This is a genomic window from Chromobacterium sphagni, from assembly GCF_001855575.1.
GTDB lineage: Bacteria > Pseudomonadota > Gammaproteobacteria > Burkholderiales > Chromobacteriaceae > Chromobacterium > Chromobacterium sphagni.
The window spans coordinates 453,246-476,737 of the sequence record NZ_MKCS01000001.1 but is presented as its reverse complement, the minus strand read 5'-3'; the positions used below and the strand labels follow the sequence as shown (position 1 = coordinate 476,737).

At 65.0% G+C, this 23,492-nt stretch carries 21 protein-coding genes and 1 pseudogene; 7 read left to right on the top strand and 15 right to left on the bottom strand.

Going from position 1 to position 23,492, the window contains the following annotated elements; translation table 11 throughout:
* Positions 1-3: 3 nt before the first annotated feature.
* Complete coding sequence (locus BI347_RS02295; RefSeq protein WP_071111416.1) at positions 4-627, bottom strand: lytic transglycosylase domain-containing protein; 624 nt, start codon at positions 625-627, stop codon at positions 4-6.
* Positions 627-2,333 (bottom strand): proline--tRNA ligase, encoded by a 1,707-nt coding sequence (locus BI347_RS02290; protein ID WP_071115209.1) that lies wholly within the window; start codon positions 2,331-2,333, stop codon positions 627-629. Before BI347_RS02290 ends, BI347_RS02295 begins: the two co-directional genes overlap by 1 nt.
* Before the next feature lie 321 nt (positions 2,334-2,654).
* Between BI347_RS02290 and kup the strand changes: the two genes are divergently transcribed.
* Positions 2,655-4,520, top strand: coding sequence for a low affinity potassium transporter Kup (kup, locus tag BI347_RS02285; protein WP_071111418.1), 1,866 nt, complete (start codon positions 2,655-2,657; stop codon positions 4,518-4,520).
* A gap of 74 nt (positions 4,521-4,594) precedes the next feature.
* Here the strand turns inward: kup and BI347_RS02280 are convergent, their stop codons facing one another.
* Together BI347_RS02280 and BI347_RS23390 are read right to left on the bottom strand one after the other, a co-directional pair.
* The gene (locus BI347_RS02280) at positions 4,595-5,161 is read right to left on the bottom strand and encodes a phosphohydrolase (protein ID WP_071111419.1); all 567 of its coding nucleotides are present in this window, start codon (positions 5,159-5,161) and stop codon (positions 4,595-4,597) included.
* Complete coding sequence (locus BI347_RS23390) at positions 5,161-5,397, bottom strand: hypothetical protein (protein WP_139167161.1); 237 nt, start codon at positions 5,395-5,397, stop codon at positions 5,161-5,163. Before BI347_RS23390 ends, BI347_RS02280 begins: the two co-directional genes overlap by 1 nt.
* A gap of 325 nt (positions 5,398-5,722) precedes the next feature.
* Between BI347_RS23390 and BI347_RS02275 the strand changes: the two genes are divergently transcribed.
* The 4 genes from BI347_RS02275 to BI347_RS02260 are packed head-to-tail and all read left to right on the top strand — an operon-like array spanning position 5,723 to position 8,785.
* Positions 5,723-6,259, top strand: coding sequence for a helix-turn-helix domain-containing protein (locus tag BI347_RS02275; RefSeq protein WP_071115208.1), 537 nt, complete (start codon positions 5,723-5,725; stop codon positions 6,257-6,259).
* Entirely contained in the window at positions 6,256-7,002 is a 747-nt protein-coding gene (locus tag BI347_RS02270; RefSeq protein WP_071111421.1) for a queuosine precursor transporter, read from the top strand. The genes BI347_RS02275 and BI347_RS02270 overlap by 4 nt, the downstream gene beginning before the upstream one ends.
* Positions 6,999-8,333, top strand: a complete 1,335-nt coding sequence (locus tag BI347_RS02265; RefSeq protein WP_071111422.1) for a chorismate-binding protein — start codon at positions 6,999-7,001, stop codon at positions 8,331-8,333. The genes BI347_RS02270 and BI347_RS02265 overlap by 4 nt, the downstream gene beginning before the upstream one ends.
* Positions 8,330-8,785, top strand: a complete 456-nt coding sequence (locus tag BI347_RS02260; RefSeq protein ID WP_071111423.1) for a hypothetical protein — start codon at positions 8,330-8,332, stop codon at positions 8,783-8,785. Before BI347_RS02265 ends, BI347_RS02260 begins: the two co-directional genes overlap by 4 nt.
* 5 nt (positions 8,786-8,790) lie before the next feature.
* Here BI347_RS02260 and ampD read toward each other — a convergent pair whose 3' ends face one another.
* Together ampD and BI347_RS25085 are read right to left on the bottom strand one after the other, a co-directional pair.
* The gene (gene ampD, locus BI347_RS25090; RefSeq protein ID WP_476727295.1) at positions 8,791-9,366 is read right to left on the bottom strand and encodes a 1,6-anhydro-N-acetylmuramyl-L-alanine amidase AmpD; all 576 of its coding nucleotides are present in this window, start codon (positions 9,364-9,366) and stop codon (positions 8,791-8,793) included.
* Between the two features lie 3 nt (positions 9,367-9,369).
* Positions 9,370-9,810: pseudogene (locus BI347_RS25085) on the bottom strand (GNAT family N-acetyltransferase); the annotation flags it as partial.
* A 207-nt stretch (positions 9,811-10,017) separates the two neighbouring features.
* Between BI347_RS25085 and BI347_RS02250 the strand changes: the two are divergent.
* Positions 10,018-10,548, top strand: coding sequence for a hemerythrin domain-containing protein (locus BI347_RS02250; RefSeq protein WP_071111425.1), 531 nt, complete (start codon positions 10,018-10,020; stop codon positions 10,546-10,548).
* 70 nt (positions 10,549-10,618) lie between these two features.
* Here BI347_RS02250 and tal read toward each other — a convergent pair whose 3' ends face one another.
* The 3 genes from tal to phoB all read right to left on the bottom strand — a co-directional run bounded on the left by tal (position 10,619) and on the right by phoB (position 13,794).
* Complete coding sequence (gene tal / locus BI347_RS02245) at positions 10,619-11,680, bottom strand: transaldolase (protein WP_071115206.1); 1,062 nt, start codon at positions 11,678-11,680, stop codon at positions 10,619-10,621.
* Positions 11,681-11,790: 110 nt separating this feature from the next.
* Positions 11,791-13,098, bottom strand: a complete 1,308-nt coding sequence (gene phoR / locus BI347_RS02240) for a phosphate regulon sensor histidine kinase PhoR (RefSeq protein ID WP_071111427.1) — start codon at positions 13,096-13,098, stop codon at positions 11,791-11,793.
* Positions 13,099-13,104: 6 nt separating this feature from the next.
* Positions 13,105-13,794 carry a phosphate regulon transcriptional regulator PhoB gene (phoB, locus tag BI347_RS02235; protein WP_071111428.1) on the bottom strand — a complete coding sequence of 230 codons (690 nt, stop codon included), beginning with the start codon at positions 13,792-13,794 and terminating at the stop codon, positions 13,105-13,107.
* Between the two features lie 420 nt (positions 13,795-14,214).
* Here phoB and BI347_RS02230 point away from each other — a divergent pair, with 420 nt between their 5' ends.
* The gene (locus BI347_RS02230; protein WP_071111429.1) at positions 14,215-14,658 is read left to right on the top strand and encodes an Lrp/AsnC family transcriptional regulator; all 444 of its coding nucleotides are present in this window, start codon (positions 14,215-14,217) and stop codon (positions 14,656-14,658) included.
* 69 nt (positions 14,659-14,727) lie between these two features.
* Here BI347_RS02230 and gap read toward each other — a convergent pair whose 3' ends face one another.
* From gap to BI347_RS02200, 6 genes are all read right to left on the bottom strand, one after another.
* A complete protein-coding gene (gene gap, locus BI347_RS02225) occupies positions 14,728-15,726 on the bottom strand; it encodes a type I glyceraldehyde-3-phosphate dehydrogenase (RefSeq protein WP_071111430.1) in 999 nt (332 codons plus the stop codon).
* 194 nt (positions 15,727-15,920) lie between these two features.
* Positions 15,921-17,597 (bottom strand): N-acetylglucosamine-specific PTS transporter subunit IIBC, encoded by a 1,677-nt coding sequence (nagE, locus tag BI347_RS02220; protein WP_071111431.1) that lies wholly within the window; start codon positions 17,595-17,597, stop codon positions 15,921-15,923.
* A gap of 80 nt (positions 17,598-17,677) precedes the next feature.
* Complete coding sequence (ptsP, locus tag BI347_RS02215; RefSeq protein WP_071115205.1) at positions 17,678-20,173, bottom strand: phosphoenolpyruvate--protein phosphotransferase; 2,496 nt, start codon at positions 20,171-20,173, stop codon at positions 17,678-17,680.
* Positions 20,174-20,254: 81 nt separating this feature from the next.
* Positions 20,255-21,265, bottom strand: coding sequence for an SIS domain-containing protein (locus BI347_RS02210; RefSeq protein ID WP_071111432.1), 1,011 nt, complete (start codon positions 21,263-21,265; stop codon positions 20,255-20,257).
* The gene (gene nagA, locus BI347_RS02205; RefSeq protein WP_071111433.1) at positions 21,258-22,376 is read right to left on the bottom strand and encodes an N-acetylglucosamine-6-phosphate deacetylase; all 1,119 of its coding nucleotides are present in this window, start codon (positions 22,374-22,376) and stop codon (positions 21,258-21,260) included. The genes BI347_RS02210 and nagA overlap by 8 nt, the downstream gene beginning before the upstream one ends.
* The gene (locus tag BI347_RS02200) at positions 22,373-23,107 is read right to left on the bottom strand and encodes a GntR family transcriptional regulator (protein ID WP_071111434.1); all 735 of its coding nucleotides are present in this window, start codon (positions 23,105-23,107) and stop codon (positions 22,373-22,375) included. Before BI347_RS02200 ends, nagA begins: the two co-directional genes overlap by 4 nt.
* Positions 23,108-23,492 lie beyond the last annotated feature (385 nt).

Sequence of the window (23,492 nt, the reverse complement as noted above, 5' to 3'; positions counted from 1 at the left end):
TTTTCATGGCAGCGACGCCGTCCGCAACGCGGCTGGCATTTCCCAATGCCAGCGAGCCTTCCAGGCGCCCATCACCAGATTGGGATATTCCGGCTTGCCCAGGCTGCCGTTGTAGCGGCCCAGCGCGCGATAGAGGTTGCCGTGCTCGACATCGAGGTAATGGCGCAGGATGGTGCAGCCGTAGCGCAGATTGGTGCTGAGGTCGAACAGATTGTGCTGCGGCGTGCCGATATGGCGGGTCCAGAACGGCATCACCTGCATCAGGCCGCGCGCGCCGGCGCCGGAGATCGCGTACTTGTTGAAACCGCTTTCCACCTGGATCAGCCCCAGCACCAGCTGCGGGTCCAGCCCGGCGCGGGTGGACTCGTACTGGATGGCGGTAAGGAGGCGTTCACGCACCCACGGATCGGGGATGCGCTTCTGCAGCCGGGCAGACATCTCGGCCAGCCAGGCCCGGCCCTGGCGGGCATCGTCGAACACCAGCCGGGGCGCGTTGACGTCGGACACCGAGCGGCTCATCGCCGACGCCACATTGGCCGACAGCGCCTCCTCCTTCTGCGCGCCGGCCCATGCCGGCGCATGCGCCAGCACGAGGCAGAGGGGCAGAAACAGCAGGCGTGTCTTCATCAGGCCAGTTTGCCGACGATATGCTCCAGAATAGCATCGGCGGCCACCGCGGTCGCCTCGGCGTCGCGGCGCTGCTGATACTCGACCTTGCCTTCCTTCAGGCCGCGGTCGCCGATGGTGACGCGGTGCGGCGCGCCGATCAGCTCCCAGTCGGCGAACATCGCGCCCGGGCGCTCGCCGCGATCGTCCAGGATCACGTCCGCGCCGCGGGCCGCCAGTTCGGCATACAGCTTGTCGGCGGCTTCCCTCACCGCCTCGGAGCGGTCATAGCCCACCGGGCAGATCACCACGGAGAACGGCGCGATGGCGTCCGGCCAGATCATGCCCTTGTCGTCGTAGTTCTGCTCGATGGCGGCGCCCAGGATGCGGGTGACGCCGATGCCGTAGCAGCCCATCTCGAACGGCTTGGGTTTGCCGTCCTCGTCGAGGAAGGTGGCGTTCATCGCTGCCGAATACTTGGTGCCGAGATAGAACACGTGGCCCACTTCGATGCCGCGCTGGATCGCCAGCACGCCCTTGCCGTCCGGCGACAGATCGCCTGCCACCACGTTGCGAATGTCCAGCACTTCCGGCTCGGCGCAATCGCGGCCGAAGTTGGCGCCCGTATAGTGTTGGTCGTCCTCGTTGGCGCCGATGACGAAATCGGCCATCTTGGCCACGGTGCGGTCGGCGATCACGCGGCCCTGGAAGCCCACCGGGCCCAGCGAGCCGGGGTTGGCGCCGAAAGCGGCGCGGATGGCGGCCGGGCTGGCGAAGGTCAGCGGGTTCTTGATGCCGGCCACTTTCTGCGCCTTCACCTCGTTCAGCTCGTGGTCGCCGCGCACCAGCATCAGCACCGCGTCGCCCTGCTCGCCCTCCACCACCACCGCCTTGACGGTCTGCTTGATGTCGATCTTGAGGAAGTCCACCAGCTCGGCGATGGTCTTGACCTTGGGGGTATGCACCTTGGAGAGCGCGGCCGACGCGGCCGGGCGCTCACCGACCGGGGCCAGCGCTTCGGCCAGCTCGATGTTGGCGGCGTATTCCGAAGTCGGACAGTAGATGATGGCGTCCTCGCCGGTGTCGGCGATCACCTGGAACTCATGCGAGCGGTCGCCGCCGATGGCGCCGGTGTCGGCCGCCACCGCGCGGTAGGTCAGGCCCATGCGGTCGAAAATGCGGCGGTAGGCCGCGTACATGTTCTCGTAGCTCTTGCCGGCATCGTCGGCGCTGCGGTCGAAGGAGTAGGCGTCCTTCATGGTGAACTCGCGGCCGCGCATCACGCCGAAGCGCGGACGGCGTTCGTCGCGGAACTTGGTCTGGATCTGGTAGAAGCTCTTCGGCAGCGCGCGGTAGCTGCGCAGCTCGCGGCGGGCGATGTCGGTGATCACCTCCTCGGCGGTCGGCTGCAGCGCGAAATCGCGCTCGTGGCGGTCCTTGAAGCGCAGCAGCTCGGCGCCCATCGCGTCCCAGCGGCCGGTTTCCTGCCACAGCTCGGCCGGCTGCACCACCGGCAGCGACAGTTCAAGCGCGCCGGCGCGGTTCATTTCCTCGCGAATGATGTTCTCGACCTTGCGCACCACCCGCAGGCCCATCGGCATCCAGGAATAGATGCCGGCGGCGTGCTTGCGGATGAAGCCGGCGCGGATCATCAGTTTCTGGCTGGTGATGTCGGCGTCGGCGGGAGCTTCCTTCAGAGTGGAAATGAAAAACTGCGATGCGCGCATGGTGCGTCCTTGGAATTCGGCTAAATGGCTTCGATTGTAGCGTTGACCGGGGCTGGCGGCCAAGCGCCGGCGCCGGCGCCATCGCCGAGGCCGGCGCTTTTTTCCAGTTGCTGCAGTACAACAACCGTGTGCACACCGTCCTAGCCTGTACTTGGCTCGACCCCGCGTCTGGAGTAACCTGCGCGCAGCCGGAGTTTTTATGGCTTTTTTATTCCGCCACCATCATCAACAATGAGGGTAATGGCGGCTGCCATGAATGCCTCCGGGCCCCCACGTCGCTGCGGCAATGCGGACAGCGATGCACAACCGTTATGGAAACTTATGCAGGATCACAACAAACAGGCGATGGCTGGCCTGACGCTGGCCGCGCTCGGCGTCGTCTACGGCGACATCGGCACCAGCCCGCTCTATACCTTGCGCGAGTGTTTCGTCAGCCAGAACATCCCCACCACTCCTGACAACATATTCGGCATTCTGTCGCTGATCTTCTGGTCGCTGATCTTCGTGGTGTCGATCAAGTACGTGGCCTTCGTGCTGCGCGCCGACAACCGCGGCGAAGGCGGCATCATGGCGCTGATGGCGCTGGCCCGCCACTACACCACCCACGCCGCGCGCTGGAAGATCGTGATGCTCGGCCTGTTCGGCGCCGCGCTGTTCTACGGCGACGCAATCATCACCCCGGCGGTGTCGGTGCTGTCCGCCGCCGAGGGCATGGAAGTCATCTCCTCCGGCATGGAGGCCTACGTGCTGCCGGTGGCGGTGGGCGTGCTGGTGGGTCTGTTCCTGCTGCAGCGCCACGGCACCGCCAGCGTCGGCCTGCTGTTCGGCCCGGTGATGATGGTTTGGTTCGCCATCCTGGGCATTCTGGGCCTGAACCAGATCCTGCAGCAGCCGGCGGTGCTGCAGGCGCTCAACCCCTGGCACGCCTTCGTCTTCCTGCACAAGCACGGCTTCCACGCCTTCCTGACGCTGGGTTCGGTGGTGCTGGCGCTGACCGGCGCCGAGGCGCTGTACGCCGACATGGGCCACTTCGGCAAGACGCCGATCCGCCGCGCCTGGTTCGCGCTGGTGCTGCCCGGCCTGGCGCTCAACTATTTCGGCCAGGGCGCGCTGCTGATGCACAATCCGGCCGCCATCAAGAACCCATTCTTCCTGCTGGCGCCTGACTGGGCGCTGCTGCCGATGATTGTGCTGGCCACGCTGGCGACGGTGATCGCCTCGCAGGCGGTGATTTCCGGCGCCTATTCGCTGACCCGCCAGGCCATTCTGCTGGGCTACTGCCCGCGGCTGGAGGTGAACCACACCTCGGAAAAGGAAATCGGCCAGATCTACATGCCCTTCATCAACTGGGCGCTGCTGATCGCGGTGCTGGTGGTGGTGCTGACTTTCAAAACCTCGTCCAGCCTGGCCGCCGCCTACGGCATCGCCGTCACCGGCACCATGCTGATCACCACCCTGCTGTTTTTCGTGGTGGCGCGCGTCAACTGGCGCTGGCCGCTGCCGCTGGCGCTGGGCATCACCGTGCTGTTCGGCGTGATCGACACCGCCTTCTTCGCCGCCAACGTCCACAAGGTGGCCGACGGCGGCTGGCTGCCGCTGGTGATGGGGATGGTGATCTTCACCTTGATGAGCACCTGGAAGCTGGGCCGCGAACTGCTGTTCAAGCGCCTGCGCGAACAAGCGCTGCCGCTGGACGATTTCATCCAGAACCTGGAAGCCTATCCGCCGGCGCGGGTGGAGGGCACCGCGGTGTTCCTCACCAGCACGCTGCACGGCGTGCCGCACGCGCTGCTGCACAATCTAAAGCACAACAAGGTACTGCACGAAAGGGTGGTGCTGATGACGGTGCGCACCGAGGATGTGCCCTACGTGGCGGACGACGAGCGGCTGGAAGTGGTGCAGATGTCGGCCTCGTTCTGGCGCGTGATGGCGCGCTACGGCTTCAAGGAGGACCCGAACGTGCTGGAAGTGATGGAAATGTGCAAGCGGGAAGGTTTCGATCTGGAGCTGATGGACACCTCGTTCTTCCTGTCGCGCGAAACCATTGTTCCCACCGAGCGCCCCGGCATGGCGCGCTGGCGCGAGAAGCTGTTTGTCTGGATGAGCAAGAACGCGATGCGCGCCACCGACTTTTTCCAAGTGCCCACCAACCGGGTGGTGGAGCTGGGCGCCCAGGTGGAACTGTAAGCGCGACGGCGGCGCTCCGCAAAACACCAGGCGCGCCGCGACGGCGCGCCTTGGTTTATCCGGCAATCCGGCTCTCAGCCTCTGCCCCTCAGTCTGCGCAGGGGCGCGTCCCTCTTGTCCCCCCAGCACAAATACTGCTCGTAAACCGTGCAAAACGTCGCCAGCACCTGGGAAATGGTCATCGGCCAAATTCGGTCGGGTAGCGGCGGCACGCCCATCAGGATAGGCCATTCCACATTGTCCGGCGGCATCAGGTCACGGCGCTCGGTTGCCAGCAGGCGGGTATCCGCCATCGCCAGCATCGCCCGGTCCTCGCCGGACAGGTCAAGGCGGAAGCGGGCCTCCACCACCTCCGTCACCCGGCACGACATCGGCCTGTCGTAAGAGTCGGCCCGCACCACCTCGCCGCCATACGCCTTGGCCGCGCCATACAGCAGGCCGGCCAACTGCAGCCGCGGCGGCAATATCTCCGCCATCCGGATCGCATGTTCGGCCTCGCTGTAAAACTGGCGGCAGGCGCCGCCGAAACGGCAGATGTGCGCCAGATGATGGGCGATATCGGCGATGTCGATGTCGTCCGGCTTGGGGTCCAGCACATTGAGATAGCGGCCGGACACAGTCTGGATAAATGCGTTCACCATCAAACGTTCTCCTGAACGATCAAAATACCGGCACGTCCACCCCATCCACCGCGCCACAGATGCGCGCCGCGCCTGGAAAAAGCCCGCCAGCCCGAATTCCGCCGCGCCGCTAGCCGCCGATAAGCGCATGAAACACGCTCCACGGCCAATCCCATCCGGGTCCTGCCCCGCATCAAGTTGAAATTTATTTCACCTGAAGTATTGAAATCATCAATTCCAAAAGCATAGAATTTCATTCTTTAATACCCACTGAATTGAATGCTCTGCCTGTGTTGGTATCGACTCGCACTCCACACGACCCACTCACTTTCTTGCTGCCTGGTCATTCGGATGGCTGTCAATCATTCAAAGAAAAAAATCACATATCGAACAGTCGCATCAAAAATAAACCAAACAAGAACTTTATATGACATATGTCATTAACCATGCCAATGTAGCATGAAGTGAAATCCCGTTGCCAGTACCCAATACCTTGATCCTGCACCGAATTTTCAGATCGGCATGTACATACATGCGCCATACAATCAAAAACAAGACTGACTCGATAGGAGAAATCGCACAGTGCATGCAGAGGACCCCGCCAAAAAAAATCACTTCCTGAATGAATTCAAACAAGCGGCCATCAGGAAAATCCGCGACCGAAAGTTATCCATCAGCGAATTGGCAAGAATCACCGGCATCAAACAATCCACCTTGCACAAGGGACTGTTCGACGCGCGCGAGCTGACATTCAGCAACGCTAGCGCAATTAGCAATGCGCTGGATATCAGTCTGGCCGGAAACAATCCGCCAACCAATAATCGGATGGCGCCCGTCATTACCAGCTTGGCTCAACTGGATTCGCTTCATCACGCCTCACAGCCGGTATGGGATGAATATGTGCTGCTGGAACAAATGGCGGAAGAAAATATTCTGGCCATCGATCAGTCCCTATTCCGGCCTGCGATTTTTCCAGACCGTTCCGTGCTGTTGATCCAGACAGAAATAAAACATGGCGTCAATCTGGCCTACCTCAATCATTCCTATCTTGCGCTGAGCAATATCGGCCACCCGCCGCTTGGAAAAATTATCGGCATCACATTCAGGAAAAACAAATGAAAATAGTCAGAGAACTGGCGGCGAAAACCATGACCGCCATAGACCCCATCGTCATCTTGTCCTTCTTGATACTAGTTTCCGCCATCGCCTCCAATCTGACTTCCTACAAGGTGATCCAGATCTTCGGCACGGAAGCCAGCCTAGGCACGTTCACCATGCCCATCATCCTGATGCTGCTCAACCCGATCGCCGAGGTCTACGGCAAGAACCGCTCCAACCAGATCCTGTTCGCCACCTGCCTGGCGGAAATCATCTTCGCCGTCTCCTTCTCCGCGCTCAGCCAGTCGCAACGCGATTGCAGCCTGATGGCGCTGGCCGGCGAACGCAGCCATTGCGAGGCGCTGAACAGCAGCTACATCCTGATCAGCGAACACATCGTCAGAGGCTCCGTCTCCTTCGCGCTGGGCTGCCTGATTGGCAGCCAGTTCAACACCCGCTTCCTGCTTTATCTGAAGACCCTGTGGTCTAGCCGCTTCTATTTCATCCGCGACATCTTCTCCTCCATCGTCGGCGAAGTGGTGTACACCGCCATCTGCTTCATGATCGCGTTCTACGGCGTGTTTCCGTTTGCGACGATAGTGAAGATTTTCGCCTTCAGCCTGGTGTTCAAATTCTCGTCCACCGTGATCCTGTCCTGGATTTCGCAATACATCGTCCAACTGCTGTACCGCTACCAGGCCTGGCTGGAACCCGCGCCGTCCAGCAAGAAAGTCAAATTTTCCTCACGGTATCTGCAAGTATGAATCCCATCCTCCTGCATGACCGCCCTCCCTCCGACCAAGCCGCCGCCCCGCCGCTGTTCGCGCTGGAAAGCAATTACGACTACACCAGCAAGTACCGCCGCCAGTCGCGGCGGGTGGAACAGGCGTCGCTGACCTTGCTGTTCTTCGCCGACAGCATCGTGCTGCTGCCGCGCAGCGGCAATGGCCGGCGCATGCTCGAGGCGCTGGAAGCGCGCCTGCCGCTGCGGCGCGACGCGCGCGACGAGCAAGCCCGCAGCCTGGCGCTGGATGCGGCCGCGCCGCTCAGGCACAGGCTGGAGCAACTGCGCCAACTGCCCGCGCATTTCCAGGCCGACGCCGGCTTCGGCCTGTACGGATTTTTCGCTTACGAGCTGATCCACGCCCAACTGGGCCTGCCCTGCGACTTGCTGGGCATCTTCCATCTGCCGGAGCGGCTGCTGGCGGATGGCCAGGCGCGCGGCTATTTCATCGGCCCGGCGGCAGACGACGGCCAGGCGCCGCCGCCGCCCGACCTCGCGCGCTTCATCGACATCGACCGCTTCGCCGCCGGACGTTGCCAGCCTTACGAGCAGATATACCGTGCAGTCAGCCTGCGGATAGCCGATGGCGCGCTGCGTTCGGTCAACCCCAGCTTCGTCATCCGCCGCCCGACCACCCGCAGCGCCTACCAGATCTACCGGGCCTTGCAGGAGAACAACCTGGCGCCGTACAACCTGTTCTTCGACGCCGGAGCCTTTCAGCTGGCGGGCGCGTCGCCGGCGATGTTCCTGCGCATCCACGGCGGACGGGTGGAAACCAGCCCGATCTGCGGCACCGCGGCAAGGGGCAGAAGCGAAGAGGAGGATCGCCTGCGGATGGAGACGCTGCTGGCATCGGAAAAAGACGGCTTCGAACTGGCCGAGTGCATACGGGCGGACATCGCGGCCAAGGAGGCCAGTTGCCAGGATGTCGAATTGCTGGCCGCCAAGGAGATCGAGAAGTTCGCCAATGTCTTCCACACCTCTGCCCATGTCGGCGCCACGCTGAAGGCGGGATGCACGCCGGGCGACGCGATCGCCGACCACCTGTGGCCGGCCACCATCATCGGCACCCCCGCCGCCGACGCCGCGCGGCTGCTGGCCGGGCAGGAAAGCCGCCACTGGTATGGCGGAGCGTTCGGCTACCTCACCGCCGCCGGCGAAGTGAACCTGGGCACCATCATCCGCACCGCGCTGATCCGGGACGGCGTCGCCACCACCCGCGTCGGCAGCACCCTCACCCGCCACTCAAGCGCGCAGCTGGAGCAGCAGGAACTGGAAGCCAAGGCGGCGCTGATCCTGGGCGTGCTATGAAACCGCTGACCATAGAAGACATCGACGGCGACGCCATCACCATCCGGCTGGTGAATACCGCCAAGACCTACCGGATCGCGCTGGACAAGATGGTGAAGCTGCAGGACATCCAGGGGCTGGACAAGGACGAGATCCTGCTGGCGGGGGTGGTGGCCGGCAAGGTGGCCCGCCGCCATCCGCCGTTGCTGGCCCAATACGACTTCAGCCAGATCGCGATAGGCGGCGACTTCCGGCTGAAGAGCATCGCCTTCGACAAGAACGTGTCCTTCGTCGCCGACGAAAGCGCCAGGGTCAGCATCCCATGCCGAGACCTGCTCAGCAATCTGGACGTCATCGGCAAGCTGTCCGACGAGCTGGCGTTCTACATCGGCTTCCTCTACGCCGCCTTCATCCTCCCGGACGCAGAACTGACCTTCCAGGACCACCCCCGCCCCTATCTGACGCTGAAGTGACGGCGCTACAACGCCAGGCCGCACTCCGCCTGCGCGCGCGCCCAGTCGAACCAGGGACCGGGATCGGTCTTGCGCCCCGGGGCGATGTGCTCATGGCCGGCCAGCGCCGACAAGGGCAGATGGCGGCGCAGTTCGGCGCTCAGCGCCGCCAGCATCCGGTACTGCGCCTCGCTGAACGGCTCGAAATCGCAGCCCTCCAGCTCCACGCCAATCGAGAAGTCATTGCACTTCTCGCGCCCGCGCCAGCTGGACACCCCGGCATGCCAGGCCCGCTGCCCCACCGGCACGAACTGCAGCAGCCGGCCGTCGCGGCGGATGAAGAAGTGCGACGACACCCGCAACTGGTGAATGCTCTGGTAGTAGGGATCGTCGTCCGGATTCAGGCTGTTGCCGAACAGCTGCTGCACTCCGGGGCCGCCATAGCGGCAAGGCGGCAGGCTGATGTTGTGGATCACCAGCAGCTCGGGGACGCAGCCGGGGCTGCGCTCGTCGCAATTGGGCGATGCCTGCTGCAGGGCGCCGCGCATCCAGCCGTCCGCCCCCAGCGCCAAGGCTGGCGGCGTGGCGGGCCGGTAGTCCATCCGCCACAGCACCAGCCCGTCCGGCACGTTCCAGCGCCGCTCCAGCACGAAGCCGGCCTTGTGATAGAGCGCGATCGCCGCCTGGTTGACTTCCGCGGTGTCGACGCTGGCGTGCGCTTCGCCATGCAGCGCGTGGTTGAGCAGCCGGTAGCCCCAGCCGGCGCCGAAATGCTCCGGGTCCACCACCGTGCGCTCGATGTGCAGGCCGCCGTCCAGCCGGCGCGACACCACCAGCAGGCCACGCAGGGCCCCGCCTTCGAAGGCCGCCAGGATGCGGTCGCGGCAAGAACGCAACGCCGCCAGATCGGTCCACAACAGCGGCAGCGCCGGGTAATCCAGCCACGCCACCTCCACCCGGTGGGCGGCGAATTGCAGCTGCAAGGCCCGCTGCGCCAGCTCCGCGTCGTCCCGGTCCAGCGCCCTCACTTCAAACGGCAAATCCATACTCGTCCTCGGTCATCTAGGTTCCGGACTGCCCCGTACAAATCCGGCTTGTGTTCCATCGCGCAAAGCAGTATCAAGAACTTGCGCCACGCATTCCGTCAGCGGCAGATCGTTCAGCCACATCGAACTTATGCTTGAGGCGCGTCATGTCCATGGGTTCGGCATTGAGCCACAATCATGCCAGAACCAACGCAGGAGACCACCCTCATGCTCACGCTCGACACCCTTGGGGACGCGGCAGCGCCCAGCTTCGAACAACCGCTGGAAATGCTGCAGGCCTGTCACGACAAGATCCGCCGCTTCTGCGACCAGCTGGACAAGCTGCCACCGTACATCGAGGAGCACGGCGTGGACGAAGCCGCCCGCAACGCGATAGACAGCGTGGTGCGCTATTTCGACATCGCCGGCCCCGCCCACCACACCGACGAGGAGGAGGAGCTGTTCCCGCTGATAGAAGAGCGCGTTCCCACCGCCGCCTCGCGGCTGGAACAGCTGACAGCCGAGCACGGCTACCTGCACTCGTGCTGGAACGCCATCCGCGACGATCTGATGTCGCTGCGCGACGGCCGCATCAAACAGATCAGCAGGAACGAATTGCAGGAATTCGCCCGCCAATACCGCGAGCACGCCGCCGCCGAGGAGGCCTGGCTGTTTCCCACCGCGGCCAAGGCGCTGAGCGAGCAGGAGCTGCGCGCAGCCGGCACCCGCATGGCCGAGCGCCGCCATCTGGCCGACTGATCCGGTCCGGCTGCGAAAAAAGGGTTGCCCGCTTGCGCCGGCAACCCTTTTTCATTGCGCGCAGCCCGGCTCAGGCGGTCAGCTTCAGCAATTGGGTGAACGCGTCCTCAAACAGCTTCAGGCCGTCCTTCTGCAGCTTCTCGCCCACGGCGGCCAGGTCGATGCCGGCGGCCTCCACCTCGGCCAGCAGCGCCTGCGCCTCGTCCATGGCCAGCGGCAGCGTCAGCTCCGCGTCGCCATGGTTGCGGAAAGCGGCCAGGGTGGCGTCCGGCACCGTATTGACGGTCTCGTCGCCGATCAGGCTCTCGACATACAACACGTCGCGGTAGGCCGGGTTCTTGGTGCCGGTGGACGCCCACAGCAGGAATTGCGGACGGGCGCCGGCGGCGCGCAACTTGGTGAACTCCGCGCCGTGGAAGCGCTGCTGATAGCGGGCGTAGGCCGCTTTGGACAGCGCGATCGCCACCTTGCCTTTATGCCGCTCGGCCACCTGCGGGTCCAGCAGGCTGTCGACGCGCGACAGGAAGAAGCTGGCCACCGCCTTGATGCCGGACACCGCCTGGCCGTCGGCCAGGCGCGCCGACAAGCCGGCAATGTAGGCGTCCCACACCGCCTCCACTTGCGGCAGCGAGAACAGCAGCGTGATGTTGACGTTGACGCCTTCGCGGGTCAGCTGCTGGAAAGCGCGGATGCCGGCGGCGGTGGCGGGAATCTTGATCATAGCGTTGGCGCGGCCGATCTCGGCCCACAATCGGCGGGCGGCGGCCAGGGTGCCGGCTTCGTCGTTGGACAGCTCCGGCGACACCTCCAGGCTGACGTAACCGTCGTTGCCTTGGCTGGACTCATACTGCGGCAGCAGCAGGTCGCAGGCCGCGCGGATGTCGGCCACCACCAGGGTTTCGTAGCGCGCCTCGGCCGACAGCGCGGCATTCTGCTTCAGAACCTCCAGCTCACCCTGATAGCTCGCGTCGCTGCTGATGGCCTTGTAGAAGATGGCCGGATTGGAAGTGACGCCGGCGATGCCGTCATCTGCCAGCAGGCGCGCCAGTTCGCCGGAGGCGATCAGTTCTCGGGAAAGGTTGTCCAGCCAGATGCGTTGGCCGAACGGACGGATGGCTTGAAGTCGGTTCATGGTGATGCGGTCCAGGCGATTGCTTAACGTAAAGGGTTCCACATCGTAGCGCGCCGACACCGCCGCGCCAAGGAAATTGTCGCGGCGGCTTGCGCTGGATCGAAGATGGCTCAGGCCGCCTGGCTGTCGTTGCGGCGCTCGCGCGGGAACACCACGCTGAAGGTGCTGCCGCGCTCCGGCTCGCTCTTGATTTCCAGCCGGGCGTGATGGCGCGCCAGCACGTGCTTGACGATGGCGAGGCCCAGGCCGGTGCCGCCGCTGCCGCGCGAGCGGCCGCGGTCAACCCGGTAAAAGCGCTCGGTCAGCCGCGGGATGTGCTCGCGCGGAATGCCGATGCCGGTGTCGCTGACCGAGAAGCGCAACTGCTCGCCCTCCTCCAGCCAGGCCAGCGTGATGCTGCCGCCCTCCGGCGTGTAGCGCACCGCGTTGGACACCAGGTTGCCGAAGGCGGAGTGCAGCTCCTGGCCGCTGCCCCACAAGCCGGCGTCGCAACAGCCCGCCAGCTTCACCTGATGGCGGCCCTGGGACAGACCTTCGGCCTCCACCATCAGCGTGTCCAGCATGTCGCGCATGTCCACCTTTTCCGAGCTCGCCGTCTTGGGGCTGTTCTCCAGCCGCGACAGCGCCAGCAAATCCTCCACCAGGCTCTGCATCCGTCGCGATTGCTCCATCATCATCGGCAGGAACTGGCGGAAGGTGCGGTCGTCCACTTCCGGCATGTCGCCCAGCGTTTCCAGAAAACCGCCCACCACCGTCAGCGGCGTGCGCAATTCGTGCGAAACATTGGCGACGAAATCGCGGTGCACTGTTTGCACCCGCTCCAGCTGGGTGATGTCGCGGGTCAGCAACAGCTTGCGGGTGGAGTCGAACGGCACCAGTTGCAGCGAAATCACCAGTTCGCGCGGCTGGGAGAAGCTGAGCACCAGCGGCTGGCTGAAGCTGGCGGTCTTCATATAGCCGTGGAAGGCCGGCTGGCGGATCAGGTTGAGAATCTGGTTGCCGACGTCGCGCTTGCGGTCCAGCCCCAGATGCTCCACCGCCATCGGGTTCACCCATTCGATGCGGTCGTGCTCGTCCAGCACCACCACGCCGTCAGGCATCGCCTCGCCGGCATTGATGAAGCGCTCCAGCACATGGGTCAGCTTCTTCTTGCTCTGACTCTGGTTGCGCATGGTGCGGTACAGCGTCATGAACACCGAATGCCAGACGCCGAAGCCATCCGGCACCCGCTCCGGCACCGGGTGGCGCAGCCAGCGCAGTAGCAGCGCGATGTGGTAGAGGTTGAAGGCCAGCCAGGCGCCCAGCGCGATGGCCAGCGCCAGCAGCGCGTCAGTGGCCGAGGACAGCGCCCAGAAACCGCCGCTGATGATGACGATGGTCACCAGCCACAGCAGGGTTCGTTGCAGAAATTCGCGCATCAAGCCTCACTGTTGCACGGAGAAACGATAGCCGGTGCCGCGCACGGTCTGGATCAGGCCATCGTGCCGGGTATTCTCCAGCGCGCTGCGCAGCCGGCGGATATGCACGTCGACGGTGCGCTCTTCGACGAAGACGTGGTCGCCCCACACCTGGTCCAGCAGCTGGGCGCGCGAATGCACCCGTTCCGGATGGGTCATGAAGAAGTGCAGCAAGCGGAATTCAGTCGGCCCCAGATCGATCACGTTGCCGTTGCCGGTGACGCGGTGGGTGACCGGGTCCAGCCGCAGGCCCTGCACGTCCACCGCGTCGTCGGTCATTTGCGGCGCGCGGCGGCGCAGCACCGCCTTGATGCGGGCCAGCAGCTCGCGCGGCGAGAACGGCTTGGTGATGTAGTCGTCGGCGCCGGTTTCCAGACCGACTATCTTGTCCTGCTCGTCGGAACGGGCGGTCAGCATGATGATGGGTATATGGCGGGTGCGCTCGTCGGCGCGCAGGCGCTTGGCCACATCGACGCCGCTGGCGCCCGGCAGCATCCAGTCCAGCAGCACCAGGTCCGGCAACGCGTTGCGCACCAGCGTGAGCGCAGCCTCGGCGGTGCCGGCGCGCAACACATGGTGGCCAGCCTGGGCCAGGTTGAAGGCGATCAGCTCCTGAATCGCCGGTTCGTCTTCGACAAGCAAGATATTGGCGGCCATGGTTCGGCTATCCTCGTTTGATTGTGTGGCAAGGATACAAACGCTTGATGACAGTAATATGACATGTCTTGGAAAGTTCCCGCGCCCGGATTGTCTTCCATCCGGCCCGCCACCGCCAGACAAAAAAAAACGGGCCTGCCGAATGGGCAGACCCGGAATGGTCGTCGTCAAAAACGTTTGATCTGACAAGAGACCAGGGACAAAGAGATCACCAGGACAGTCTCAAATGAGGGGGTCGAGCGACTCGCTCATCCGCAACCAATCTTGGACGGAGACCGCGGCGGGACGTGCCGCTTTCTCCTTGATACGGGCTGCATTCTACGTAGCAAATGCCGGCCAATCCTCATTCAATCATTGGTTTTTTTCTTTTTTTGCCTTTTTTTTGATGTTTATTTCGTCATATTTACTTAGAATCGAAACATGGACAGATTTGATCGAAAAATCCTCGCTGCGCTGCACGAAAATGCCAGGATCAGCTTCGCCGAATTGGCGCGGCGGGTGAACCTTTCCGCCCCGGCGGTGGCCGACCGGGTGGCCAAGCTGGAGCAGGCCGGCGTGATCACCGGCTACCGCGCTCAGATCGATCCCAGCCGGGTGGGCCTGCCCATCTCCTGCCTGATCGAATTGACAGTCAAGCATCTGGAGTACTACCTGGTGATCGAGCAGATCCGCAATACGCCGGAGGTGATCGAATGCGCATCGATCACCGGCACCAGCGGACTGATGATCAAGGTGGCGGTGGACACCATGCCTTCGCTGCAGGCCTTGATCGCCCGGCTGATGCAGTTTGGCGACACCAAGACCTCCATCATCATCGACATGCCGGTCTCGCCCAGGATGCCGGCGCTGCAGCAGGACGAGTAGGCGCAAAAAACGGCCAGGGCCCTTGCGGGCGCCGGCCGGAACAGAGAACAACTCTCCCTTACATACTGCTCAACCCGCGACGTGCCTGACGAAACGCAGCATATTGCAGGTATAGCCGTATTCGTTGTCGTACCAGGCCACCACCTTGATGAAAGTCTTGTCCAGCGCGATACCGGCGTCGGCGTCGAAAGTGGACGGCGCGGTGTTGCCGACGAAGTCGGTGGACACCACCTTCTCGTCGGTGTAGCCCAGCACGCCCTTCAGCTCGCCCTGGGAAGCCTCCTTCATCGCCTTGCAGATGTCGGCGTAGTCGGCTTCCTTTTCCAGCTCCACCGTCAGATCCACCACCGACACATCGGAGGTTGGCACGCGGAAAGCCATGCCGGTCAGCTTCTTGTTCAGTTCCGGGATCACCTTGCCCACCGCCTTGGCGGCGCCGGTGGATGACGGGATGATGTTTTCCAGGATGCCGCGGCCGCCGCGCCAGTCCTTGGACGACGGGCCGTCGACGGTCTTCTGGGTGGCGGTGGCGGCATGCACGGTGCTCATCAGGCCGCGCTTGATGCCCCAGTTGTCGTGCAGCACCTTGGCAACCGGCGCCAGACAGTTGGTGGTGCAGGAAGCGGCGGAGACGATGGCCTCGCCGGCGTATTTCTGATGGTTGACGCCGTAGACGAACATCGGGGTGTCGTCCTTGGACGGCGCCGACTGCACCACTTTCCTGGCGCCGGCCTCGATATGCTTCTGGCAGCTTTCCTGGGTCAGGAAGAAGCCGGTGCACTCGATGACGATGTCGGCGCCGATCTCGTTCCATTTCAGGTTGGCAGGGTCTTTCTCTGCGGTCAGGCGGATGGTTTTGCCATTGACGATCAGGCTGTTGCCCTCCACCTTGACCTCGCCGTTGAAGCGGCCGTGCACCGAGTCGTACTTCAGCATGTAGGCCAGGTATTCCGGGTCGAGCAGATCGTTGATGCCGACCACTTCGATTTCAGGGAAGTCCTTGGCGATGGCGCGGAACGCCATGCGGCCGATGCGACCAAAACCGTTGATACCCACTTTGATTGCCATGATGAAGTCTCCTTGTCAGCTTGTGACAGCTCAATGAACGATTCGATGGTCTGAACCTCGCCACCGAAAAAGCAAATTCCACGGGCGGGCGCAAAACAAAACAGCGCAGGCCGTTTCCCGCCCTGCGCTGTCACTTTCCACCGATTTGACGCTGTAATCAACTCGCTACATCAAGAGTTGGTGAAATTACGCCTTCACCCTTGCAAAACAGCGGCGTAGGGGCTTGCGTCACCCTGCAGGACGATGTGCAGCAGCGTGGCGGAAACCGCGGTGACGCCGCTGGCTCCCAGCTGCTGCAAGGCGGCCTGATCAACGCGCGCGCTGTCAGCCACTTCCACCCGCAAACGACTGCCGGCGACGGCCTCCACCTTGCGCACATTGTCGGCGCCACCCAGCGCGGCGACCCAGCGCCCCTTGTCTATGCTGGCGCCGCTGGCGGCGGCGGCGGAAACCAGCGTCTCGGCCGCGGCCTGCGGCGCGGCGGCCGAGCCCAGCGCATTGCGGATCTCGTCGGCGATCAGGTCGGCCTCCGGCCCCAGCACCACCTGCACGCTGCCGGCGGCGGGCCGGATCAGGCCGCGCGAGCCCAGCGCCTTCAGCGCCGCTTCGTTCACCTTGTCGTTGCTGGCCACCTGCAGCCGCAAGCGGGTGGTGCAGGCGTCGACGTTCTTCAGATTGGCGGCGCCGCCCAGCGCGGCGATGAAGCCGCGCGCGCGCTCGGTTCCCTTGACGCTGACGGCGGCCGACATCGCGCCGTCCTCACGGCCCGGGGTTTTCAGGTCGAACTTGCGGATGAAGAACACGAACAGGCCGTAGTACACCGCGAAGTAGGCGGCGCCCACCGGCAGCAGATACCAGGGGTGGGTCGAAATGCCGAAACCCAGCACGTAGTCGAACAGGCCGGCGGAGAAACCGAAGCCCAGCTTGACATTGAGGGCATGCATGATGGCCATCGACAAACCGGTCAACAGCGCGTGGATCGCGTACAGAGCCGGCGCCAGGAACATGAAGGCGAACTCCACCGGCTCGGTCACGCCGGTCAGCATCGCGGTCAGCGCCAGCGAAAACAGCAGGCCGCCGACCGCCGCCTTGTTTTCTGGCTTGGCGGTGCGGTACATCGCCAGGCACGCCGCCGGCAGGCCGAACATCATCACCGGGAAGAAGCCGGCCATGAACATGCCGGCCGTCTTGTCGCCGGCGAAGAAGCGGGTCAGGTCGCCGTGCACCACCTTGCCGGCGGCGTCGGTGAAGTCGCCCAGCTGGAACCAGAAGATATTGTTGAGGATATGGTGCAGGCCGGTGACGATCAGCAGGCGGTTGAGCACGCCGAACACGAAGGCGCCGACTTCGCCCAGGCCTATCATCCAGTGGCCGGTGCTGTCGATGGCGTTCTGCACCGGCATCCAGACATAGCCCAGCGCCGCGCCCAGGATCAGCGCGGCGAAGCCGGTGGCGATGGGCACGAAGCGCTTGCCGCCGAAGAAGGCCAGGTAGCTGGGCAGCGCGATGTCCTTGTAGCGGTTGTAGAGCGCGCCGGCCACCAGGCCGGACAGGATGCCGGACAGCACGCCCATATTGATCTTGGCGTCTATGGTCTTGAGCACCGCGGTGATCACCAGATAGCCGATGGCGCCGGCGAGGCCTGAAGTGCCGTTGTTGTCCTTGGCGAAGCCCACCGCCACGCCGATGGCGAAGATCAGCGCCAGGTTGCTGAAAATGGCGTCGCCAGCCTGCGCCATCATCTTGATGTCGAGCAGGTCGGGCTGGCCCAGCCGCAGCAGCAGGCCGGCCACCGGCAACACGGCGATCGGCAGCATCAGGGCGCGCCCCAATTGCTGGATGCCGGCAAACTTGTTCAGAGTACTCACCATATATCTCCCAGGTTAATCTGGCGCCGTCTTGTCTCGCGGCGGCTCACCAGCACATCACGCCAACGCTCCTCATGCCCGCCTCAGGCGGCGGGCCACAACTCCACTACCCTGCCGCGCACCGCCTGCGCCGAGCTCAGGCTCAGCAGGCGTTCCGCTTCGATTTTGCATTGTTGCTGCGACAGGCCGCGCAGCTGGTTCTTCACCTCCGGCACCAGCCGCGGACTGACCGACAGCTCGGCCACGCCCAAGCCCAGCAGTACCGGCACCGCCTGCGGGTCGGACGCCATCGCGCCGCATACCCCCACCCACTTGCCGTGCTTCCTCGCGCCCTCCACCGTGATGGCGATCAGCCGCAGCAGGCCCGGGTGCAGCGAGTCGATGCGCGCCGCCAGCGTGGCGTTGCAGCGGTCCATCGCCAGCGTGTATTGGGTCAGGTCGTTGCTGCCTATCGACAGGAAATCGGCGTGCCTGGCCAACTGGTCGGCCAGCAGCGCCGCCGACGGCACCTCCACCATCACGCCCAGTTGCGGCAATTCGGCGACGCCCATCCCCGCGGCCAATTGCTCGATGCGCTCGCGCAGGCGGATCAGCTCGCCGACGTCGGCGATCATCGGCACCAGGATGCGCAGCCGCGACAGCGGCTTCACCGCCAGCAGCGCGCGCAGCTGGGTGTCCAGCATCTCCGGATAGGCGAAGCCGGTGCGGATGCCCCTCAGACCCAAAGCCGGGTTCGGCTCCGGCGGCAGCTGCAGATAGGGCACATCCTTGTCGCCGCCGACGTCCAGCGTGCGGATGATGGCGTTGCGGCCGTCCAGCGCGTCCAGCACCGCCTGGTAGGCTTCGGTCTGCTCGCTTTCGGTCGGCGCCTGACGGCGGTCGATGAACAGGAATTCGGTGCGCAGCAGGCCCACCGCGTCGGCGCCGTGCGCCACGCCCTCGCGCGCGTCGTCGGCGTTGGCGATGTTGACCGCCACCTCGATCGCCACGCCGTCCCGGGTGATGGCCGGAGCGTTGGCCGAGGCCTGCATCGCGCGCTGGCGCGCCGCCAGTTGCTCGATTTCTGCGCGCGCCGCCGCCAGTTCGGCCGCGTCCGGCTGCGGATTGGCCAGGCCGGCGCTCGCGTCCAGAATCAATTGCTGGCCATGCCGCAGCGCCAGCGCCGCCGGACCGCAGGCCACCAGCGCCGGAATGCCCATCGCCCGCGCCAGGATGGCGACGTGGCCGCTGGCGCCGCCGGCGGCGGTCAGGATGCCGGCCACGCGCTCGCGCGGCAGCCGGGTCAGTTCCGACGGTGCCAGGTCATCGGCGACCAGGATGGAGGCGGCGAACAGCTCCGGCGCGGCGCCGGCGTCGCCGTACAAGGCGCGCAGCAGCTGCCGTTCGATATCCTTGAGGTCGGCCACCCGTTCGGCCAACAGCTGGTTGCCCAGCCCCGACAGCACCGCGCACTGCGCGCGGATGGACTGGCGGATGGCCAAGCCGGCGCTCAGGCCGGCATCGATGCCGCGTTCGGCCGCGGCCTGCAATTCGGGATCGTCCAGCAGCGCCAGGTGGGCGGCGAAAATGTCGCTCTCGGCGGTGGCGCCGCGGCGCAGCGCCGCATCTATGCCGCGCTGGATGGCGCCGCGCACCTGCAGCTGGGCGGCAGCCAAGAGCGAGCGTTCCGCCTCTGCGTCCTGGCCGCGCTCGGGCAGCGGCATGTCGAAGGCGTCCAGCCGCACCGCCTGGCCGATGGCCAGCCCCGGAGCGGCGGCGACGCCGGCGATGCGTCCTTCCACCTCGACTACGGCCGCCATGGCCGCGGCGGGAGCATGGCCGGCGGCGCTATAGGTTTGCAGCGCTTGCGACACCGCCTCCAGCGCCGCGGCGGCATCCGCGCCGCCGGCGATCACCGCCACGCGGTCGCTCTCGGCCACGCCCAGGCCCATCAGCGCCACCACGCTCCTGGCGTTGGCGCGCTGGCCGCCAAATTCAATGGCGACTTCGGCGGCAAACGCCTTGGCCGCCTGCTGCACCAGCGCCGACGGCCGCGCGTGCAGCCCGCCCTCGTGGCGGACCACCGCTTCGCCGCGGCATTCCGGGCCGCCGGCGGACTCGCGGAGGGAGACATCCCCGCGAGCCGCCAGGGTCAGGAAGTGCGAACGACCCGCTGCGAGCAGGCCTTCGGCACGGCGGGGGAAAGCAAACTGTTCGGAATTGGCGATGACCAACATGGTCTGCAGCGATGGCACCTGGCGCGCCACCGCGTCCAGATCCACCTCGATCAAGGGCTGGCCTTGCGCCACGCGGTCGCCCTGCCTGACCAGCGGCGTGAAGCCGCGGCCCTCCAGTTTGACCGTGTCGATGCCGATGTGGATCAGCACCTCGGCGCCATTGTCGGCGGTCAGCGTCAGCGCGTGGCTGGTGCGGGCCAACTGGCTGACCACGCCGCTACAGGGCGCCAGCAAGGTGGACGACAAAGGCTCGATCGCCAGGCCGTCGCCCATCATCAGGCCGGCGAACACCGGATCGGGCACCTGCTCCAGCGGGACCGCCGGACCGGAAAACGGGGCCAGCAATTCGAGCGTCGTGGTCATCGGAATGCCTTATTCAATTCTTTTTATTTCGGGGCCGCGCCGTACTCAGGCCGCGGCGTCCCCGGTGGAAAGCCTGCGTCCTCAGCGGGTGCAGGTGACTTTGGACAGATGGCGCGGCAGGTCGGGATTCAGCCCGCGCGCCTCGGACAGCCGCGCCGCCATCAGGTAGAAGCTCTGGATCGCCAGCAGCGGGTCCAGCGCCTCGTCGTCGGCCACAGCCAGCGTCAGGTCGCGGCTGGCCACGTCTTCCGGCGCGGCCAGCAATACCTGGGCGCCGCGGCCGCGCATTTCCTCGGCCAAGGCGATCAGCCCCAGCTGTTCCGGCCCGCGCGGCGCGAAGATCAACAGCGGGTAGCCGTCGTCTATCAGCGCCATCGGGCCGTGCTTGATCTCGGCGCCGGAGAAGGCCTCGGCCTGGATCGCGCAGGTTTCCTTGAATTTCAGCGCCGCCTCCAGCGCCACCGCGAAGCCGAGGCCGCGCCCCACCACCATGATGCGTTCAACCGGCGCCAGCACTTCCACCGCGCGCGACCAGTCGTGGGTGGCCGCTTCGCTCAGCCGCTGCGGCAGATTGGCCAGCGCCGCCAGCAGCGCCTCGTCGGCCTGCCAGTGCGCCACCAGCCGCGCCACCGCCGACAAGGCGGTGATATAGCTCTTGGTGGCGGCCACGCTCTTTTCCTCGCCGGCGCACAAGGGCACCGCCCAGTCGCAGGCAGCGGCCAGCGGCGACTGCTGCTTGTTGACCAGCGCCACAGTATGCGCGCCGCCGGCCGACAGCGCCTTCATGGTGTCCACCAGGTCCGGGCTCTGGCCCGACTGCGACACCGCCAGCGCCAGCTGGCCGTCCACCGCCAGCGGCGCGCGATGCAACGTCACCAGCGACATCGGCAGCGACACCACCGGTATGCCGAGGCGCTGCATCACCAGATAGGCGAAGTAATTGGCGGCGTGATCGGAACTCCCGCGCGCCACCGTCAGCGCCAGCTTGGGAGCGATGCGGGCCAGCTCGCGCCCCAGCGCGGCCAGGCCTTCATCGGCGTACATATGTTGCGCGGCGACCGCCTCGGCGGCGTACAGCGCTTCTTCAAGCATCAACGAGGCCAATCTCTTCTCCCTCTACGTAGACGTGCTGCAAATTCAGATCGGCGTCCATCACCACGATGTCGGCCCATGCTCCGGTGGCGATGCGGCCGCGCTCGGACTGGCCGAGATAGTCGGCCGGATACAGCGACAGCCGGTGCGAAGCGTCGGCCAGCGGCAGGCCGATCTGCACCAGATTGCGCAACGCCTGGTCCATGGTCAGCGTGCTGCCGGCCAGCGTGCCGTCGGCCAGCCTCACGCCGCCCATGCACTTGGTCACCGAGTGCGAACCCAGCTTGTACTCGCCGTCGGGCATGCCGGCGGCGGCGGTGGAGTCGGTGACGCAGTACAGGCGCGGAATGGCGCGCAGCGCGGTGCGGATAGCGCCCGGATGCACGTGCAGCAAATCGGGAATCAGCTCGGCGTATTCGGCATGCGCCAGCGCCGCGCCCACCACGCCCGGCTCGCGGTGGTGCAGGCCGGTCATGGCGTTGAAAAGATGGGTGAAGCCGGAGGCGCCGTGCTGCAGCGCCTCCACGGCCTGTTCGTAACTGCCCAGCGTATGGCCCATCTGCATCCTGACGCCCTGCGCGCTCAGCGTGCGGATGATGTCCAGATGGCCGGGGATTTCCGGCGCCAGCGTGATCAGCGCGACCGGCGCCAGCGCGCGGTAGGCGTCGATCTGCGCCATCGCCGCCTGACAGGCGTCGTCCGGCTGCGCGCCCAGCTTGCCGGGATTGATGTACGGGCCTTCCAGGTGCACGCCCAGAACCCGCGCGCCGGCGGGCGCCCTTTCCTTGCAGTTGCGGCCCAGATCGGCCAATACCCGGCTGATTTCGGCCGGCGGCGCGGTCATGGTGGTGGCCAAGAGCGAGGTGGTGCCGAAGCGGGCATGCAGCCGGGCGACATGGGAAATGGCGTTGCCGCCTTCCATGATGTCGACGCCGCCGCCGCCGTGCACATGCAGGTCGATGAAGCCGGGCAGGATGTAGCGTTCCGGCTGCCGGCCCGAAGCCAGGCCGGCGTCTATCGCGGCGATGCGGCCGTCGGCCAGGTGCACGCGGCCATCCATCCAGCCGGAGGCTGTGAGGATGCGGCCCTGCAAGGTCAGGTTCTGGGTCATCGTTTCAGTTCGGCTACAAAATCGTAATAATCGTTGCGGCAGTAAGTGTCGGTGAGCTCGATCGCCACGTTGTCGGCATTGAAGCCTATCCGGGTGATCAAGAGCATCGCCTCGCCCGGCCGGATGCCGGCCAGGTGGGCGACATCGCCGGAGGCGTTCACCGCCCGGATATGCTGCAGCGCGCGCACCACCGAGTGTCCCGCCGCGTCCAGATGGGCGTACAGCGAGGTGCCCACCGCCTGCGGATCCGGCAGATACGCCACCGGCATCGTGCTCATTTCAATCGCCATCACCACCCCGTCGGCCAAGCGCTGGCGCTTCAGCCGCGCCACCATCGAGGTCGGCGACAGGCCCAATCGGATCAGCTCCTCGTTGCTGGGAGCGAACACTCCGCGCTCCAGCCACACCGACGAGGGCACGAAGCCGCGCAGCCGCAGCTGCTCGGTGAAGCCGGTCAACCGCGACAGCGGCTGCTCCAGCCTGGGGGTGATGAAGGTGCCAGAGCCCTGGCGCCGACGGATCATGCCCTGCTCCAGCAACACGTCCATCGCCTTGCGCGCCGTGACGCGCGAGATGCCCAACTCTTCCGAGAAGGTCCGCTCCGACGGCAGCGCCTCGTCCGCCTGCCACCAGCCGGCGTTGATCGCGTCGGCCAGCTTGCGCGACAGCTGCAGATACAGCGGGGTACTCAGGTTTTCGTCCGGTTTCAATGCAAGCCAGCGGTTTTCCATAGTCGTCTGCAAGTGGTCTGAAAATTGCAGTGTAAGCCTAGTCTCCGGTCGCCGGTATCCCGAAGCCGCCATCATGCCGGCTCTACACTGCGAACGTTAATACCACATTAATACCACGTCAATACCATTTTTCAGGACATCCCCTGTTCACATTCGCCGCATGGCAACAAAACGACAGCACGCTGATTTGTATTGGCAAAAAGTGGGGATTGGGCTGGAACAGCCCGAGAGAACAGGTCAAGCGAATGGCGATCCCTGCAAGAATCAGGCCAGGACGAGCGCGCGGGCGGAAGCTGGCACTAATACCAGTTAGTAAACTAATGTTTAAAATTTGTATCGAATTTTAAATCATCAACCACTTTGATGAGCCCCGCCAGTCCTGTTG